Consider the following 13,274-nt stretch of genomic DNA (forward strand, 5'->3'; position numbering starts at 1 on the left):
TCATACCGTCCCGGACAGCGTCAGCGCTGCAATGGCCCGATGATCATGATCATCTGGCGACCTTCCATCTTGGGCATGTTTTCGACCTTGCCATACTCCTTGGTGTCGGCCGCGACACGTTCAAGCAGCTCTCGGCCTAGGTTCTGGTGCGCCATTTCGCGCCCACGGAATCGCAGGGTGACCTTCACCTTGTCACCGTTTTCCAGAAACTTGTAGACGTTGCGCATTTTCACTTCATAGTCATGCGTGTCGGTGTTGGGTCGAAATTTGACCTCCTTCACCTCGATGACTTTCTGCTTCCTGCGCGCTTCTGATTCGCGTTTTTGCTGTTCGTACTTGTACTTGCCGAAATCCATGATCTTGACGACCGGCGGATTGGCGTTCGGCGAAATCTCGACCAGATCAAGCCCGGCTTGTTCGGCCAGTTGCATCCCGCGTTCGGGAGTGACGACACCGACATTTTCACCATCGGCCCCGATCAGGCGAATTTCAGCGGACCTGATGCGGTCGTTCACGCGGGGGCCGGTGTCGCGCGTAGGGGGCGCGTTATGAGGTCTTCGGGCTATGGTATTGCTCCTTTGATGCACTGCAAATCAAGCATGTAAAGTAAACGGCTGCCCAAGACCTTTCAAGCCGCTTTTCGGCGAGAATGGGCGGATAGGGCGGTCTTTCCCCTTGATGTCGCAATCGGTCGCGCGCACATGCAGGCAAAGCTGCCGCATCGATCTGATGTGGGGCGCATAATTCGTAACGTAAAAGGTCCGCAAACAATGAAAAACGTAATCATTCTGGCCGTGGTCGCGGCCGTCGGGATAGGCATCTGGCTGTTTACCCAGTCCGGGGACACACCCGAGATCGTGCAATCCGGCTCTGACGCGGTCGAAGAGACCGAGTCTGTCGCGGCAGAGACGGGAAAGACGACGACCGATGCCGCCGCTGATACCGTGTCGGAGGCTGCGGACTCCGCCCAGAACACGGTGTCCGGTGCTGTCGACGAGGTGACAGAGGCCGTTGAAGGCGCCATCGACGAGGCGACCGGCGCAGCAGAAGGCGTGGGCGAAGATGTGTCCGAGGCCGCGAATGCCGCAACAGACGCCGCGGGAGATGTTCTGGAGGACGCCGGCAATGCCGTGAATGACGCGGTCGAGTCGGTGACAAATGCGGTAGACGAGGCGACAGAGGCCGCGTCCGACATGGCGACTGACGCGGCGGACACCACTGCCGAGACCGCAAATGACGCGGCCGACGCTGCGGGCGAGGCCGTGTCCGACGCCGCAACCGCAACCGAAGAGGCGGCAGAGGGCGCTGTCGACGCGGCCGGTGACGCTGCGGCCGATGGTGTCGAGGCAACCGAAGAAACAGCCGATGCCGCCGCTGACGCCGCAGGCGAAGCCGGTGACGCAACGGCCGAAACGGCGGATGAAGCTGCGGATGCTGCCGAAGGCGCCGCCGACACGGCGACAGAGGCGGCAGAAGACGTGGCCAGCGACGCGGATACCGCCGCCGATACCGCAGCTGACGCCACCGAAGAGGCTGCGGAGGCGACAGCCGACACGGCGGGTGACGCGGCGGGCAACATGGAGCAGGCGCTCAGTGTCGATGGCTTCGACTATGACCGCGTTGTCGAATACGTCGAAAATTCCGACTTGTCGCCGGTCATCAAGTCCACCACCAAGACCGCTCTTGAACAGATGCGCGACAGCCCGCAACAGCTTGAAGGGCTGTTGAAGACACTGCGCGGCCAACTGGGATTCTAGGGCGTATCGCGGTCACTTTGCCAGGCGACGCAGTCTGACTTTTTGATCAGCCACGTCCGGGACGCACAAAAGCGGGTGCCGCTTTTGTGCGACATGCCCCAAGGTCTGACACGATATCAGTACGATGGACCGCGCGTGGAGTGTTTCTCGCGCGGTTTTTTTAGGCCCCGGGCGTTGACAGGCAGGTGTTTCAGGCGGTTTCGGCACCGCATGACGCGTCTCTTCGGCGGTCAAGTCTAATCCAGGAACGCCTTTTCGACCACGTATTGCTTGGGGTCCGAATTCGCGCCTTCTTCCAACCCGTATGCTTCCAGCATGTCCTTGATTTCAAGGTTGAAGGCAAGGTTGCCACAGACCATCGCGCGGTCATTTTCCGGGTTGGGTTCTGGCACATCCAGATCGGCGAACACGTCACCCGACCGCATCAGATCAGTGATTCGGCCCATCTTGGCGCTGTCTTCGCGCGTGGTCGTCGGGTAATAGCGCAGCTTTTTGTGAAAGCCGTCTCCCATCAGTTCGGCCAGCATTTCGTCGCTTCGGATATCGGCGATCAATTCCTTGCCGTATTGAAGCTCTCCGACTTCGCGGCAGGTATGGGTGAGAATGACCTCCTCGTAATCCTCAAAGGTCTGCGGGTCGCGCAGGAGCGAGGCAAAGGGCGCGATGCCCGTTCCGGTCGCAAAGAGCCAGAGCCGTTTGCCCGGCAGCAGCGCGTCATGCACCAGCGTGCCCACGGGTTTGGGCCGCAGGATGATCTGATCGCCGGGTTCGATATGCTGCAAGCGGCTGGTCAATGGGCCATCCTGCACCTTGATCGAGTAGAATTCCAGTTCCTCGTCCCAGGATGGCGATGCGATGGAATAGGCGCGCAGGAGCGGCTTTTCCTTGCCGGTCTTGGGGTCGGTCTGCATCAGCCCGATCATCACGAATTCGCCAGACCGGAACCGCAAGGATGCTGGTCGTGTCACCCGGAAGGAAAACAGCTTGTCGGTCCAGTGGGTGACCGATGTGACGGTCTGGGCGTCTGGAACGGCGAGGGTCTTGGCGGCGGGCGCTTTGGCGGCGGTGGCGTCTGTCACGGGTGTCAACTCTGTCATGGTGTCCATCCCGGTTTTCTTAACCGGTTTTTCATATCTATCTTTGATTTACATCAGATGAAACCCGCCCGTGGCCGCAGCGACAGGGTGGGGTCTTCATTGTTGCGAGTGACGCGTCACGCAGCGCGGCCGCGCAGGCGCGATTGATAATCATGCGCCTGCCAGTCGGCACGGGACAGCCATTGCTCCTCGGGCTGGCGGGCGGCAAGGTCGTCGTCGATTTCCACATCGTCAAAGCCCGACCGCCGGATCATCGCGTATTGATCCGCGATCACGTGGCCATGCGCGCGCAGCCAGCCCTTGTAACCCTGCTGCCGGATCATCCGGGCCAGGGTAAAGCCGCGCCCGTCGGCAAAGCCGGGAAAGGCGATGCGCACCAGTTCCTTGCCGATGAGCAGGCATCTGAGCCGCGCCGGATCGGTATCCGGTGGCAGGTCGATGCGCGCTTCGGGGTCGATCCAGCGGGTCGGATCGGTGGTCAGGAAGCCGGTGTCATTGATGAGAACGGTCATGTCGCGTCTCCTCTGGGTGTGTGCAGGCCGCATTCGGTCTTGCCCAAGCCGCGCCAGCGTCCGGCGCGGGGGTCTTCGCCTTTGGCCACGCGGGTGGTGCAGGGGGCGCAGCCGATGGACGGGTAGCCCTTGGCTACCAGCGGGTGCCGGGGCAGAGCATGCGTGGCGAGATGTGCCTCGAGGCGCGCTGCCGTCCAATCGATCAGCGGGTTGATCTTGATCCGGGCGCTGCCCTCGTCGAGGTTGAAATAACCCAGGTCCAGCCGCGTCCGCGCCTGATGGCGTTTGCGCCCGGTGATCCAGGCGTCATAGCCATTGAGCGCGCTTTCCAGCGGCTGCGCCTTGCGCAAGTCGCAGCAGGCATCTGGATTGCTGAAGCGCAGGGCACCGTACGGATCGACCGCCTCAACCGTGCGGTCCGTGGCGCGGATCACCTGTACATTGGTCAGGCCAAGATGCTCTGCGAGGTCTTGCTGGTAGGTCAGCGTTTCCTCGAACAAGAGCGCCGTGTCGATGAAGAGCACGGGCAGGTCGCGGTCGATCTGGGTGATCAGGTGCAAGAGCACGGCGGATTCCGCGCCGAAACTGGACACCATGGCGATCCGGTCAAAGAGACCGCGCGACAGGACGGCCTCCAGCAGGGAGGACGTTCCGAAATGGCGGTAGCGCGCGTTCAGCGCTGCAACGCGGTCCTTCGCGGCCAAGTGCGCGTCAATCGCGGGCGCGCGGTCTTCGCTGATATGTGACGGGTGCAGCATCAGGCAGCCTTTGCGCGTTTGTCGTTCTCGCCGTAAAGCGCGGTCTTGAACGGGGTCATGCCGACGCGGGCGAAGGTGTCGATGAACGCCTCATCGGCGCTCAGGCGTTCCGACAGGTAGGTGTCCACGATCCGTTCGATGGCGGGCACAATCTCGTCTGCCGCAAATCCCGGCCCGGTGCGCTGACCGATGGCGGCATTCTCGGTGTGATCCCCGCCCAGCGTGATCTGGTAGCTCTCCACCCCGGCGCGGTCCAATCCGAGGACGCCGATGTGGCCGACATGGTGATGGCCGCAGGCGTTGATGCAGCCCGAGATCTTGATCTTGAGGTCGCCCACCTCGTGCTCCAGCTTGAGTTGATCGAACCGCGTGGCGATCTCCTGCGCGATCGGGATCGACCGGGCGGTGGCCAATGCGCAGTAATCCATGCCGGGGCAGGCGATGATGTCGCTGATCCTGCCGATATTGGCGGTGGCCAGCCCGGCCTCCTTCAGCGCTGCGTGGATCGCGGGCAGGTCGGCCTTGTGCACATGCGGAAGCACGATGTTCTGTTCGTGGCTGATGCGCAATTCGTCATGGCCATACCGCGCCGCCAGATCGGCCATCACGCGCATCTGGTCGGCACTGGCATCGCCCGGTGTCGCGCCATGCGCCTTGAGGCTGATCTGTGCGATGGCGTGGCCCGGCGCGCGGTGGTCGCTAAGGTTCGTGTCGGCCCAGGAGCGGAAGACCGAATCCTGTTCATAGGCCTGATCGAAGGGCGCGGTGTCGCGGTCCTCGAACGCGGGCGGCGCGAAATCGGATTTGATCTGCGCGAAAAGCTGCTGGTCAACGCCGCTGAAAGCCGGGCGCAAAAGCGCGAACCGGTCTTCGACCCGCGCGCGGATGTCGTCGATGCCGTGCTCGTGCACGGTGATCTTGATACGGCTCTTGTACTTGTTGTCGCGACGCCCCAGCAGGTTCCAGACGCTGACCACCGCTTCGAGATAGGGCAGCAGATCGGCCTCGGGCAGGAAGTCGCGCACGATTTTGCCGATCACCGGGGTGCGTCCAAGGCCCCCGCCGACGATGACCTCGAATCCAGGCTTGCCTGCATCGTTGCGGATCATGCGCAGACCGATGTCATGCGCCTTTGTCACGGCGCGGTCATTGGGGCTTCCGGTGACGGCGATCTTGAACTTGCGCGGCAGGAACTGGAACTCCGGGTGATCTGTCGACCATTGGCGGATCAGCTCGGCCACCGGGCGCGGATCGGCGATCTCGTCTGCGGCGGCACCGGCGAAATGGTCGGCGGTCACGTTCCGGATGGTGTTGCCGGAGGTCTGGATGGCGTGCATCTGCACCTCGGCCAGCGCGTCGAGCATGTCGGGCACATCGCGCAGCTTGGGCCAGTTGAACTGGATGTTCTGGCGGGTGGTAAAGTGGCCATAGCCCTTGTCCCAACGCTCGGCAATATAGGCCAGCTGCCGCAACTGGGCGCTGTTGAGCGTGCCATAGGGGATCGCCACGCGCAGCATGTAGGCATGCAGTTGCAGGTAGAGCCCGTTCATCAGGCGCAGCGGTTTGAATTCGTCCTCCGTCAGGCTGCCGTCGATGCGGCGTTCCACCTGTGCGCGGAACTGGGCATTGCGTGTGGCCACGAAAGCGGCGTCGAAATCGGTATAGCGGTACATCAAAGAGCCTCGGACTGTTTGCCGTGGGAATAGTTAGAGGGGCCTGTCGCGCGGAAGGCCTCGCGGAAATGCGCAGGCTCCGGGCCGGTCGAGCCCGGGGTCACCTCGGCCAGGTAGACGCCCACCACCTCGTCGACGCGGGCGCTGGCCTCGATCAGGCGGATTTGCGCATCGGCTTCATCGGTCAGCACCTCGGCCTGTTCGAGGTCGCGCGACCACGTGTCGGCGTCGGTCAGGTAGACCACATCGCCTTCCAGAAGCGCATTGGCGGTGACCACTTTTGGCGTGAAGATCGCGGCCATCAGATCATCTCCCGAGCGTGCGGCAAGTCCATGACGGCGGTGTCGCGCGGGGCAAGACCCAGCATGAGCAGGGCAGGGCCCGTGATATCAGCCTCCGCCAGCGCGTTTGGCAGGTTTGACAGGGTTGCGGGGACGATCCTTTGATCGCTGCGCGACGCGTTCTCGACGATCGTGACGGGCGTGCCGGGGGCGGCTCCATGCATCAGCAAACGGCCCTGGATGAAGCGCGCAGCCTTCTTGCCCATGTAAATCGCCGCAACTTCTCCGGCACTGGCCAGCGTATGCCAATCCTGATCGGCATAGCCTTTCATGTCGTGCCCGGTGACAAGGCGCACAGCCGCGTTGCGCCCGCGTTTGGTGAGAGATTGCCCGAGCGCCGCAACCGCCGCCGACGCGGAGGTAAGCCCGGGCAGGATATCGAACTCCAGACCCGCCGCCGCGACAGCATCCAGCTCCTCGTCGAGCCGTCCGAAGACAGTGGAATCGCCGGATTTGAGCCGGACCACCCGCGCGCCGCTTTGCGCCTCCTGGACGATAAGCCTGTTGATGGTTTCCTGGTCCAGGGACGGGCCGAACCCCTCCTTGCCAGCGTTGCGCAGGCGTGTCCCGGTGCCGATCCGTGCAAGCACGCCGGCGCTGACAAGGCGGTCGTGGATCACCACATCGGCCGCTTGCAACGCCTTCAAGGCCTTCAGTGTCAGCAGGTCCGGATCGCCCGGGCCGGCCCCGACGAACAGCACCGGACGAGCCTGGCTCTGGCGTGAAATATGTGACATGGGAACCCCCTTCTGAGCGCGTTTCTTGTCACGAATATAGAACGACGTTCTTTAAAGGGGCCAGTGCCTTGCAAAATTAAGGACAGATGTTCTACATACTGCGGGTGCGCGGACAGGTGATCCGTGGATTGGACAAGATTTGGAACAGCGATGAAACTGGACGACACGGATCGGAAAATCCTGATTGAACTGCAAACCGACGCGGCGCAATCGCTGGACGATATCGCGCGCAAGGTGGGGTCCTCGAAGACCCCTGTCTGGAATCGGATTCGCAAGATGCGCGAGGCCGGCATCGTGGGGCCGCAGACCGTGCGGCTCGATGCCGATGCGCTGGGGTTCGAGGCTTGTTTCTTCGTCCTGATCCGCACCAGCGAACATGAGGCAGACTGGCAACGAACCTTTCTGAAGGCCTTGCAGGACCGCCCCGAAGTGCAGGAAGCACACCGGTTGGCGGGGGATATCGACTATATCCTGAAGGTCCGTGTGAAGAACGCCCGCGCCTATGACGCGTTCTACCAGGCGCTGATCGCCGAGGTGCGGGTCCACAACGTGACGGCGCTGCTGTCGATGGAAGAAATCAAATCGACCACGGCGCTGCCCTTGTAGGCGCAATCACGATGTGCGCTTCCGCGCGCTCGTTTTCGGGCAGCGTTGACGTGATACTGCCCGATCCGTGATGCGCGCGTGGCGATGTTTCGCGTGCATATTTGCCAAAGAGAAGAAGCCGGGACGCGGGCCCGGTCTTTGACCCGGCTTTGCGTCGCGTCCCGGTGGGTTTGTCACGCCATGTTGAGCGCGGTGATAATCGGGGTGAAATCATCCGCCGTGAGACTTGCGCCACCCACCAGGGCCCCGTCGACATCGGTGACGCCGAAGATCTCGGCGGCATTGGTGGGCTTGACACTGCCGCCATAGAGCAGGCGGATCGCGCTGGCCGTTTCATTGCCGAGACGCTGAACAAGGGCGGCGCGCAGGAAGCTGTGGACCTCGGCGATCTGCGCAGAGGTCGGAACCTTGCCGGTGCCGATGGCCCAGACCGGCTCATAGGCAATCACCGTGTTGGCGTCTGTTGCCCCGTCGGGCAGCGAGTGGGCCAGTTGGGCGCCGATCACGTCGAGCGTTTTGCCCGCGTCGCGATCGTCCAGCGTTTCGCCGACACAGACGATGGCTGTCAGCCCGGCGTCCCAGGCCGCGACCGTCTTGGCGGCGACCAGCGCATCGGTTTCGCCGTGGTCGGCGCGACGTTCGGAATGGCCGAGGATGACATGGGTCGCCCCCGCGTCGCGCAGCATGGCGGCAGAGAGATCGCCGGTATGCGCGCCGGATGTGGCGCTGTGGCAATCCTGCCCGCCGATGGCAATGGCGCCGCATCGCGCCCTGGCCTGCGCGATCAGCGTCGCGGGCGGGCAGACCAGAACTTCGGTATCACCGGTTGCGGCATCTGCAAGCGCGTCAAGGTCGGTCAGCGCGGCGGGGCTTCCGTTCATCTTCCAGTTTCCGGCGGCGAGTTTGCGGCGCATGGCGATCATCCTGTGTCTGTTGGTCGAGTTGCGCGCATCATCGCGGGCCATGGGCCGAGGTCAAGGGCCGTTGCACGGCGGCGCGGGGAATGACAAGAAGACGGGCATCAGGCGGGAAGGATACGGAATGATCCCAAGACTGGATGCGGCGGCGCTTGCGGCAGGCGATGCCGAAAGCTTGGCGCAGATGCGACGGGCCGCAGAGGATGTGGGCTTTGCCACGGTTCACAATACCGTTTTTTCGCCAACCCGCATGCGCTTTGTTCTGGCGGCCTATCGCGCGTTCTTTGCCTTGCCGGTCGAGATCAAGGATCAGGTGAACATGGCGCGCACCGGGGCGAACCGGGGCTGGGGCGCGCCGAAATCCGAGCAGGTCGATCCCGGGTCGAACCCGGACTACAAGGAAGTCTTCGATTGCGGCTATCCCGTGCCCGACGGTGATTTCCGCGCGGCGCTGCCGGTGTATGCGCCGAACCATTGGCCGGACCGGCCCGCCGGGTTCGACGCCGTGATCCGCGCCTATTATACGGATGCGCTGGAGGCGGCGCGTGGCATCCTGCGCGGCATCGCCTTGTCGATCGGGGCGGATGCGGATTTCTTCGACGACAAGTTCGATTGCCCGATGGCCTTGTTGCGCGGCAATTATTACCCGCCGCGTCCGGATTGGGCCGGAGAGAAGGATTACGGTATTGCCGCGCATACCGATTACGGCTGTTTGACGCTTCTGGCCACGGACGGCCAACCGGGGCTGGAGGTGCAGCCGCGCGGGCATGAGGTCTGGCTTGCGCTAGAGGCTCCGCCGGGGGAGTTCATCATCAATTTCGGTGAAATGCTCGAGATGTGGACCGAGGGCCGCGTGGTGGCGACACCACATCGTGTCAGAGGCGGGCCGGACGAGCGGATCTCGGTACCTTTGTTCTTCAACCCCAACGTCGAAACGAATGTCGCGCCCTTGGGGTCCGAAGAGGTGATACGGGCGGGCGATCACTTGGCGCGCCGGTTTTCCGAAACCTATGTGCATCTGCAAGGCACAAGGTGACGCGTCGCCGCCGCCCGACATCTTGACCGACCCTATGCCTTGAGGTTCGGTGCGCCGTTGGCGTGTTCGGTCTCAAGCTCTTCGACATCCTTGAACTTGATGGATTCACCGCAGCCGCACGCATCGGTAACATTGGGGTTGTTGAACTGGAAACCGGATTCCAGCAGCGAGGTCTGATAGTCGATTTCGGTGCCGAACAGGAACATCTGCGCCATCGGCGCGATCATCACCGTGGCGCCATCCTGATCCACCACCTCGTCATTCGGGTCGGCCGCGTCAACGTAATCCATGGTATATTCCATTCCCGCACAGCCGCCTTTCTTGACGCCGATGCGCAGGCCTGCATGACCTTTCGACGCCATTAGTTTGCGCACCTGCGCAACCGCTTTGGGGGTCAGGGTGACTGCTTGCTTGCCGGGGATGCCGAACATGGGGTCTGTCCTTTGGGTCTTGCACGCGGAGCGTTGGGTTTCGGTCGGGCTTTGCCAAGGCGCAGCACGTCCACGCGCCGAGGTCTTCGGCGTGGATGCTGAGCATGGCATCATGCGGGTGGTGCATCCGGGAATTGCCCGGATGCGCCGGGACAAGCGCGATATGCCTGTCCCCGCCCGTCATGGCTTACATGAAGCCCAGTTCGAGCCGGGCCTCGTCGGACATCATGTCCATGCCCCAGGGCGGCTCCCAGGTGAGATCAACATCGACCTGCTTGACGCCGGGCAGCGGTTCGATCGCCTCGGCCACCCAACCGGGCATTTCGCCCGCCACGGGGCATCCGGGGGCGGTGAGGGTCATGATCACGCTGACCTCGTTCTCGGGGCTGATCTCGATCGTGTAGATGAGGCCGAGGTCGTAGATGTTGACGGGGATCTCCGGATCGTAGACGGCGCGGCACGCATCCACCACCTGATCATACAGCGGATGATCGGTGCTTGAGGGGGCAATCAGCGGCGCGCCTTCGATTTTTGGGCTGGCATCGTTCATGTCGGTCCTTCCCGTCCGTTCCTGATGAAAGATATAGGGAATGCCGCCCCAGCGGTAAAGGGGGGCGATGTCGCGCGGGTCTGTTTCAGGAAGATTTGCGGGCCGATTTGCGGCGCGGCACGGGGGCCGGGCGGACCTTTTCCTCGATCCCGTCATAGAGCAGCCCGGCGATGTTCTTGCCGCTGGCGGTTTCGATCCCCTCAAGGCCGGGTGAAGAGTTGACTTCGAGCACCTTGGGTCCGGAATTGGAGCGCAGCAGATCGACACCGGCCAGCCCAAGACCGAATACGCGCGCGGAGCGGACAGCGGCGTCGCGCTCTTGCTTGCTGATGCGGACCTTTGTGGCGCTGCCGCCGCGATGCAGGTTGGAGCGGAAATCGCCATCGGACCCGGTGCGTTTCATCGCGGCCACCACCTTGCCGCTGACGACGAGACAGCGGATGTCTTCGCCGGCCGCTTCCTTGACGAAATCCTGCACGAGAAAGTTGGCCTTGAGCCCGCGAAACGCGTCGATCACCGATTCGGCGGCTTTCTTGGTTTCGGCCATCACGACGCCCTTTCCTTGCGTGGATTCCAGAAGTTTGACGATCAATGGCGCGGTGCCGACAAGACCGATCAGATTGGAGGTGTCTTTCGGCGAGTTGGCAAAGGCCGTGGGCGGCATGCCGATGCCGTGCCGCGCCAGGATTTGATGTGCATGGAGCTTGTCGCGGCTGGAGGTGATGCCGCTGCTGCCATTGACGACATAGGTGCCAATGGATTCGAACTGGCGCACGATGGCGGTGCCGTAGGGCGTGATCGAGGCGCCGATCCTGGGAATGACGGCGTCGTAGCGCGGCAGCCGTTTGCCGTCGTAATAGACTTCCGGCGCCATCGCGTTGATCGCCATGTAACAGCGGGTCGTGTCGATCACTTCGACCGCGTGACCACGCGCCTCGCCCTCTTCGACAAGGCGGCGGGTGGAGTAATTGTTTTCCCGGCTGAGAACGGCGATGCGCAGGGCGCGGTTGGGCGCAATCTTGCGCATCCGGGACGTGTGGTAGACGTCGTAGTCCAGCTCCGGCTGCTGGAAGCGTTCGCTGGGCAGGATGTTCAAATGGTCCCTGAGCGCCTGACGCCCCAGCAACATCCGGTTGGTCATGGTGCCACGGTCGGTCAGCGTGATCTCGATATCCCAGTCCTGGCCGGCAACGGACAGGCGCGAGGCGATGACATAGCGGCTTTCGGTCTCGCCGTTGGACGATGTGACCTCGCGGCGGTCGATGATCGGGGCGGAGCAGGGGATGATCAGGTCGTCGCGCCCCGGGATCGGATGGACGGCGAACCGCACGCGCGGTTTGTTGGCCGACCCGAAGACTTCGATATCGGCGGCATGCAAGGCCGAGGTGCGCGCGCCGGTGTCGACCTTGGCGCGGATCGCCGGCAGGCCCAGGTCGGGCAGGCTGACCCATTCCTCCCAGCCGAATTTCAGGGACTGTGGCGGGGTGTCGTCGGTCATGGGCGCGGCCTCCTTGGCAATTCTGCTGATTTGGCGCACAAGGGCGCGCTCTGCAAGCAAGGCGAGATCATGACTGTTTCCTCTTCCTCTTTCACGCTGCACGCCACCGACGGCTTGGCACGCGCCGGAACCATTGAAACACCGCGCGGCGCGATCCGCACGCCGGCATTCATGCCCGTTGGGACCGCTGCGACGGTCAAGGCGATGATGCCCGAAAGCGTGGCAGCCACAGGCGCCGACATTCTGCTGGGCAATACCTATCATCTCATGTTGCGTCCGACTGCGAAGCGGATCAACCGTCTTGGCGGGCTGCACCGCTTCATGAATTGGGACAAGCCGATCCTGACGGATTCCGGCGGCTTCCAGGTGATGAGCCTTTCGGACCTGCGCAAGCTGACGGAAACCGGCGTGACATTCAAATCGCACATAGACGGATCACGCCACGAGCTGACACCTGAGCGGTCGATGGAAATCCAGAAGTTGCTCGGATCGGACATCGTGATGTGTTTCGACGAATGCCCGGCGCTGCCCGCCGACCGGACCCGGATCGCGGAGTCGATGCGCCTGTCGATGCGATGGGCAGCCCGGTCGAAAGAGGCGTTCGGCGACCGGCCGGGGCATATGCTTTTCGGCATCCAGCAAGGTGGTTTGGAACAGGACCTGCGGGCGGAATCAGCGGCGGCGTTGCGCGATGTCGGATTCGACGGCTACGCGGTGGGCGGCCTGGCCGTGGGCGAAGGACAAGAGGCGATGTTCGGCTGTCTTGACTACGCGCCGGGCCAGTTGCCGCTGGACAAGCCGCGTTACCTGATGGGGGTGGGCAAGCCCGACGATATCGTCGGCGCGGTCAAGCGCGGCATCGACATGATGGATTGCGTGCTGCCTTCACGGTCGGGACGCACCGGGCAGGCCTGGACGCGGCGCGGGCAGGTGAACATCAAGAACGCCCGCCACCAGGACGACCCGAGGCCGCTGGACGAAGACTGCACATGCCCGGCCTGCCGGAATTATTCCCGTGCCTATCTGCATCACGTGTTCCGGGCGCAGGAGATGATATCGGGGATGCTGCTGACCTGGCACAACCTGCATTATTACCAAGAGCTGATGCAGGGGATGCGCGATGCGATTTCCGCCGGGCGGTTCGCAGCCTTCGAAGCGCAGTTTCACGCGCAGCGGGCCGAGGGCGATATTGCGCCGGTTTGACCGGGGTGATGCAGGTGCGTACCTGCGTCACCCCGGTGCCCAGCGGTTCACCATAGTGCAAATTGCCACCTTGCAGGCCCCGACCAGCCCGATATGGTGCCACCAAACGGCGCAAGGTTGAAACATTCAGGGTCCCGCCCCACCTTTATAGCCGAGAC

The 13,274-nt window shown here is 63.0% G+C and carries 15 protein-coding genes; 4 read left to right on the forward strand and 11 right to left on the reverse strand.

The window, feature by feature from the left end; translation table 11 throughout:
• Positions 1-20 precede the first annotated feature (20 nt).
• Complete coding sequence (gene infC, locus LCF59_RS11540) at positions 21-566, reverse strand: translation initiation factor IF-3 (protein ID WP_367273392.1); 546 nt, start codon at positions 564-566, stop codon at positions 21-23.
• Between the two features lie 204 nt (positions 567-770).
• On the opposite strand from infC, the gene LCF59_RS11545 reads away from it, so the two are divergent.
• On the forward strand, positions 771-1,757 hold the full coding sequence (locus tag LCF59_RS11545; RefSeq protein WP_292287653.1) for a hypothetical protein: 987 nt from the start codon (positions 771-773) through the stop codon (positions 1,755-1,757).
• Positions 1,758-1,993: 236 nt separating this feature from the next.
• Here the strand turns inward: LCF59_RS11545 and LCF59_RS11550 are convergent, their stop codons facing one another.
• From LCF59_RS11550 to cobA, 6 genes are all read right to left on the reverse strand, one after another.
• Complete coding sequence (locus LCF59_RS11550; protein WP_292287655.1) at positions 1,994-2,854, reverse strand: ferredoxin--NADP reductase; 861 nt, start codon at positions 2,852-2,854, stop codon at positions 1,994-1,996.
• Between the two features lie 116 nt (positions 2,855-2,970).
• Positions 2,971-3,366, reverse strand: a complete 396-nt coding sequence (locus LCF59_RS11555) for a DUF934 domain-containing protein (protein ID WP_292287657.1) — start codon at positions 3,364-3,366, stop codon at positions 2,971-2,973.
• Positions 3,363-4,124, reverse strand: coding sequence for a phosphoadenylyl-sulfate reductase (locus tag LCF59_RS11560; protein ID WP_292287659.1), 762 nt, complete (start codon positions 4,122-4,124; stop codon positions 3,363-3,365). Before LCF59_RS11560 ends, LCF59_RS11555 begins: the two co-directional genes overlap by 4 nt.
• Positions 4,124-5,797 (reverse strand): nitrite/sulfite reductase, encoded by a 1,674-nt coding sequence (locus tag LCF59_RS11565; protein ID WP_292287661.1) that lies wholly within the window; start codon positions 5,795-5,797, stop codon positions 4,124-4,126. The genes LCF59_RS11560 and LCF59_RS11565 overlap by 1 nt, the downstream gene beginning before the upstream one ends.
• Positions 5,797-6,099: a DUF2849 domain-containing protein gene (locus tag LCF59_RS11570; protein ID WP_292287663.1), complete on the reverse strand. Its 303-nt coding sequence runs from the start codon at positions 6,097-6,099 to the stop codon at positions 5,797-5,799. The genes LCF59_RS11565 and LCF59_RS11570 overlap by 1 nt, the downstream gene beginning before the upstream one ends.
• Positions 6,099-6,875, reverse strand: coding sequence for a uroporphyrinogen-III C-methyltransferase (gene cobA, locus LCF59_RS11575; protein WP_367273391.1), 777 nt, complete (start codon positions 6,873-6,875; stop codon positions 6,099-6,101). Before cobA ends, LCF59_RS11570 begins: the two co-directional genes overlap by 1 nt.
• Before the next feature lie 150 nt (positions 6,876-7,025).
• Here cobA and LCF59_RS11580 point away from each other — a divergent pair, with 150 nt between their 5' ends.
• Positions 7,026-7,481, forward strand: coding sequence for an Lrp/AsnC family transcriptional regulator (locus LCF59_RS11580; protein WP_292287665.1), 456 nt, complete (start codon positions 7,026-7,028; stop codon positions 7,479-7,481).
• Positions 7,482-7,654: 173 nt separating this feature from the next.
• On the opposite strand, the gene tpiA is transcribed toward LCF59_RS11580, so the two are convergent.
• Positions 7,655-8,395 carry a triose-phosphate isomerase gene (gene tpiA / locus LCF59_RS11585; protein WP_292287667.1) on the reverse strand — a complete coding sequence of 247 codons (741 nt, stop codon included), beginning with the start codon at positions 8,393-8,395 and terminating at the stop codon, positions 7,655-7,657.
• A gap of 127 nt (positions 8,396-8,522) precedes the next feature.
• Here tpiA and LCF59_RS11590 point away from each other — a divergent pair, with 127 nt between their 5' ends.
• Positions 8,523-9,434 (forward strand): 2-oxoglutarate and iron-dependent oxygenase domain-containing protein, encoded by a 912-nt coding sequence (locus tag LCF59_RS11590; RefSeq protein WP_292287668.1) that lies wholly within the window; start codon positions 8,523-8,525, stop codon positions 9,432-9,434.
• Between the two features lie 32 nt (positions 9,435-9,466).
• Here the strand turns inward: LCF59_RS11590 and LCF59_RS11595 are convergent, their stop codons facing one another.
• The 3 genes from LCF59_RS11595 to rimK form a co-directional block, all read right to left on the reverse strand.
• Positions 9,467-9,865, reverse strand: a complete 399-nt coding sequence (locus LCF59_RS11595; protein ID WP_292287670.1) for an iron-sulfur cluster assembly accessory protein — start codon at positions 9,863-9,865, stop codon at positions 9,467-9,469.
• 187 nt (positions 9,866-10,052) lie between these two features.
• Complete coding sequence (locus LCF59_RS11600; RefSeq protein WP_292287672.1) at positions 10,053-10,415, reverse strand: SUF system Fe-S cluster assembly protein; 363 nt, start codon at positions 10,413-10,415, stop codon at positions 10,053-10,055.
• 85 nt (positions 10,416-10,500) lie between these two features.
• On the reverse strand, positions 10,501-11,913 hold the full coding sequence (gene rimK, locus LCF59_RS11605; protein ID WP_292287674.1) for a 30S ribosomal protein S6--L-glutamate ligase: 1,413 nt from the start codon (positions 11,911-11,913) through the stop codon (positions 10,501-10,503).
• Positions 11,914-11,982: 69 nt separating this feature from the next.
• Between rimK and tgt the strand changes: the two genes are divergently transcribed.
• A complete protein-coding gene (gene tgt / locus LCF59_RS11610) occupies positions 11,983-13,116 on the forward strand; it encodes a tRNA guanosine(34) transglycosylase Tgt (protein WP_292287676.1) in 1,134 nt (377 codons plus the stop codon).
• Positions 13,117-13,274 lie beyond the last annotated feature (158 nt).

The sequence above is a fragment of the Marivita sp. genome, assembly GCF_020055675.1.
Taxonomy (GTDB): Bacteria; Pseudomonadota; Alphaproteobacteria; order Rhodobacterales; family Rhodobacteraceae; genus Marivita.

Coding starts and splice junctions, on each gene's coding strand:
- LCF59_RS11545 (WP_292287653.1), top strand. CDS start 771: ATGAAAAACGTAATCATTCTGGCCGTGGTCGCGGCCGTCGGGATAGGC.
- LCF59_RS11550 (WP_292287655.1), bottom strand. CDS start 2,854: ATGACAGAGTTGACACCCGTGACAGACGCCACCGCCGCCAAAGCGCCC.
- LCF59_RS11555 (WP_292287657.1), bottom strand. CDS start 3,366: ATGACCGTTCTCATCAATGACACCGGCTTCCTGACCACCGATCCGACC.
- LCF59_RS11560 (WP_292287659.1), bottom strand. CDS start 4,124: ATGCTGCACCCGTCACATATCAGCGAAGACCGCGCGCCCGCGATTGAC.
- LCF59_RS11565 (WP_292287661.1), bottom strand. CDS start 5,797: ATGTACCGCTATACCGATTTCGACGCCGCTTTCGTGGCCACACGCAAT.
- LCF59_RS11570 (WP_292287663.1), bottom strand. CDS start 6,099: ATGGCCGCGATCTTCACGCCAAAAGTGGTCACCGCCAATGCGCTTCTG.
- cobA (WP_367273391.1), bottom strand. CDS start 6,875: ATGTCACATATTTCACGCCAGAGCCAGGCTCGTCCGGTGCTGTTCGTC.
- LCF59_RS11580 (WP_292287665.1), top strand. CDS start 7,026: ATGAAACTGGACGACACGGATCGGAAAATCCTGATTGAACTGCAAACC.
- tpiA (WP_292287667.1), bottom strand. CDS start 8,395: ATGCGCCGCAAACTCGCCGCCGGAAACTGGAAGATGAACGGAAGCCCC.
- LCF59_RS11590 (WP_292287668.1), top strand. CDS start 8,523: ATGATCCCAAGACTGGATGCGGCGGCGCTTGCGGCAGGCGATGCCGAA.
- LCF59_RS11595 (WP_292287670.1), bottom strand. CDS start 9,865: ATGTTCGGCATCCCCGGCAAGCAAGCAGTCACCCTGACCCCCAAAGCG.
- LCF59_RS11600 (WP_292287672.1), bottom strand. CDS start 10,415: ATGAACGATGCCAGCCCAAAAATCGAAGGCGCGCCGCTGATTGCCCCC.
- rimK (WP_292287674.1), bottom strand. CDS start 11,913: ATGACCGACGACACCCCGCCACAGTCCCTGAAATTCGGCTGGGAGGAA.
- tgt (WP_292287676.1), top strand. CDS start 11,983: ATGACTGTTTCCTCTTCCTCTTTCACGCTGCACGCCACCGACGGCTTG.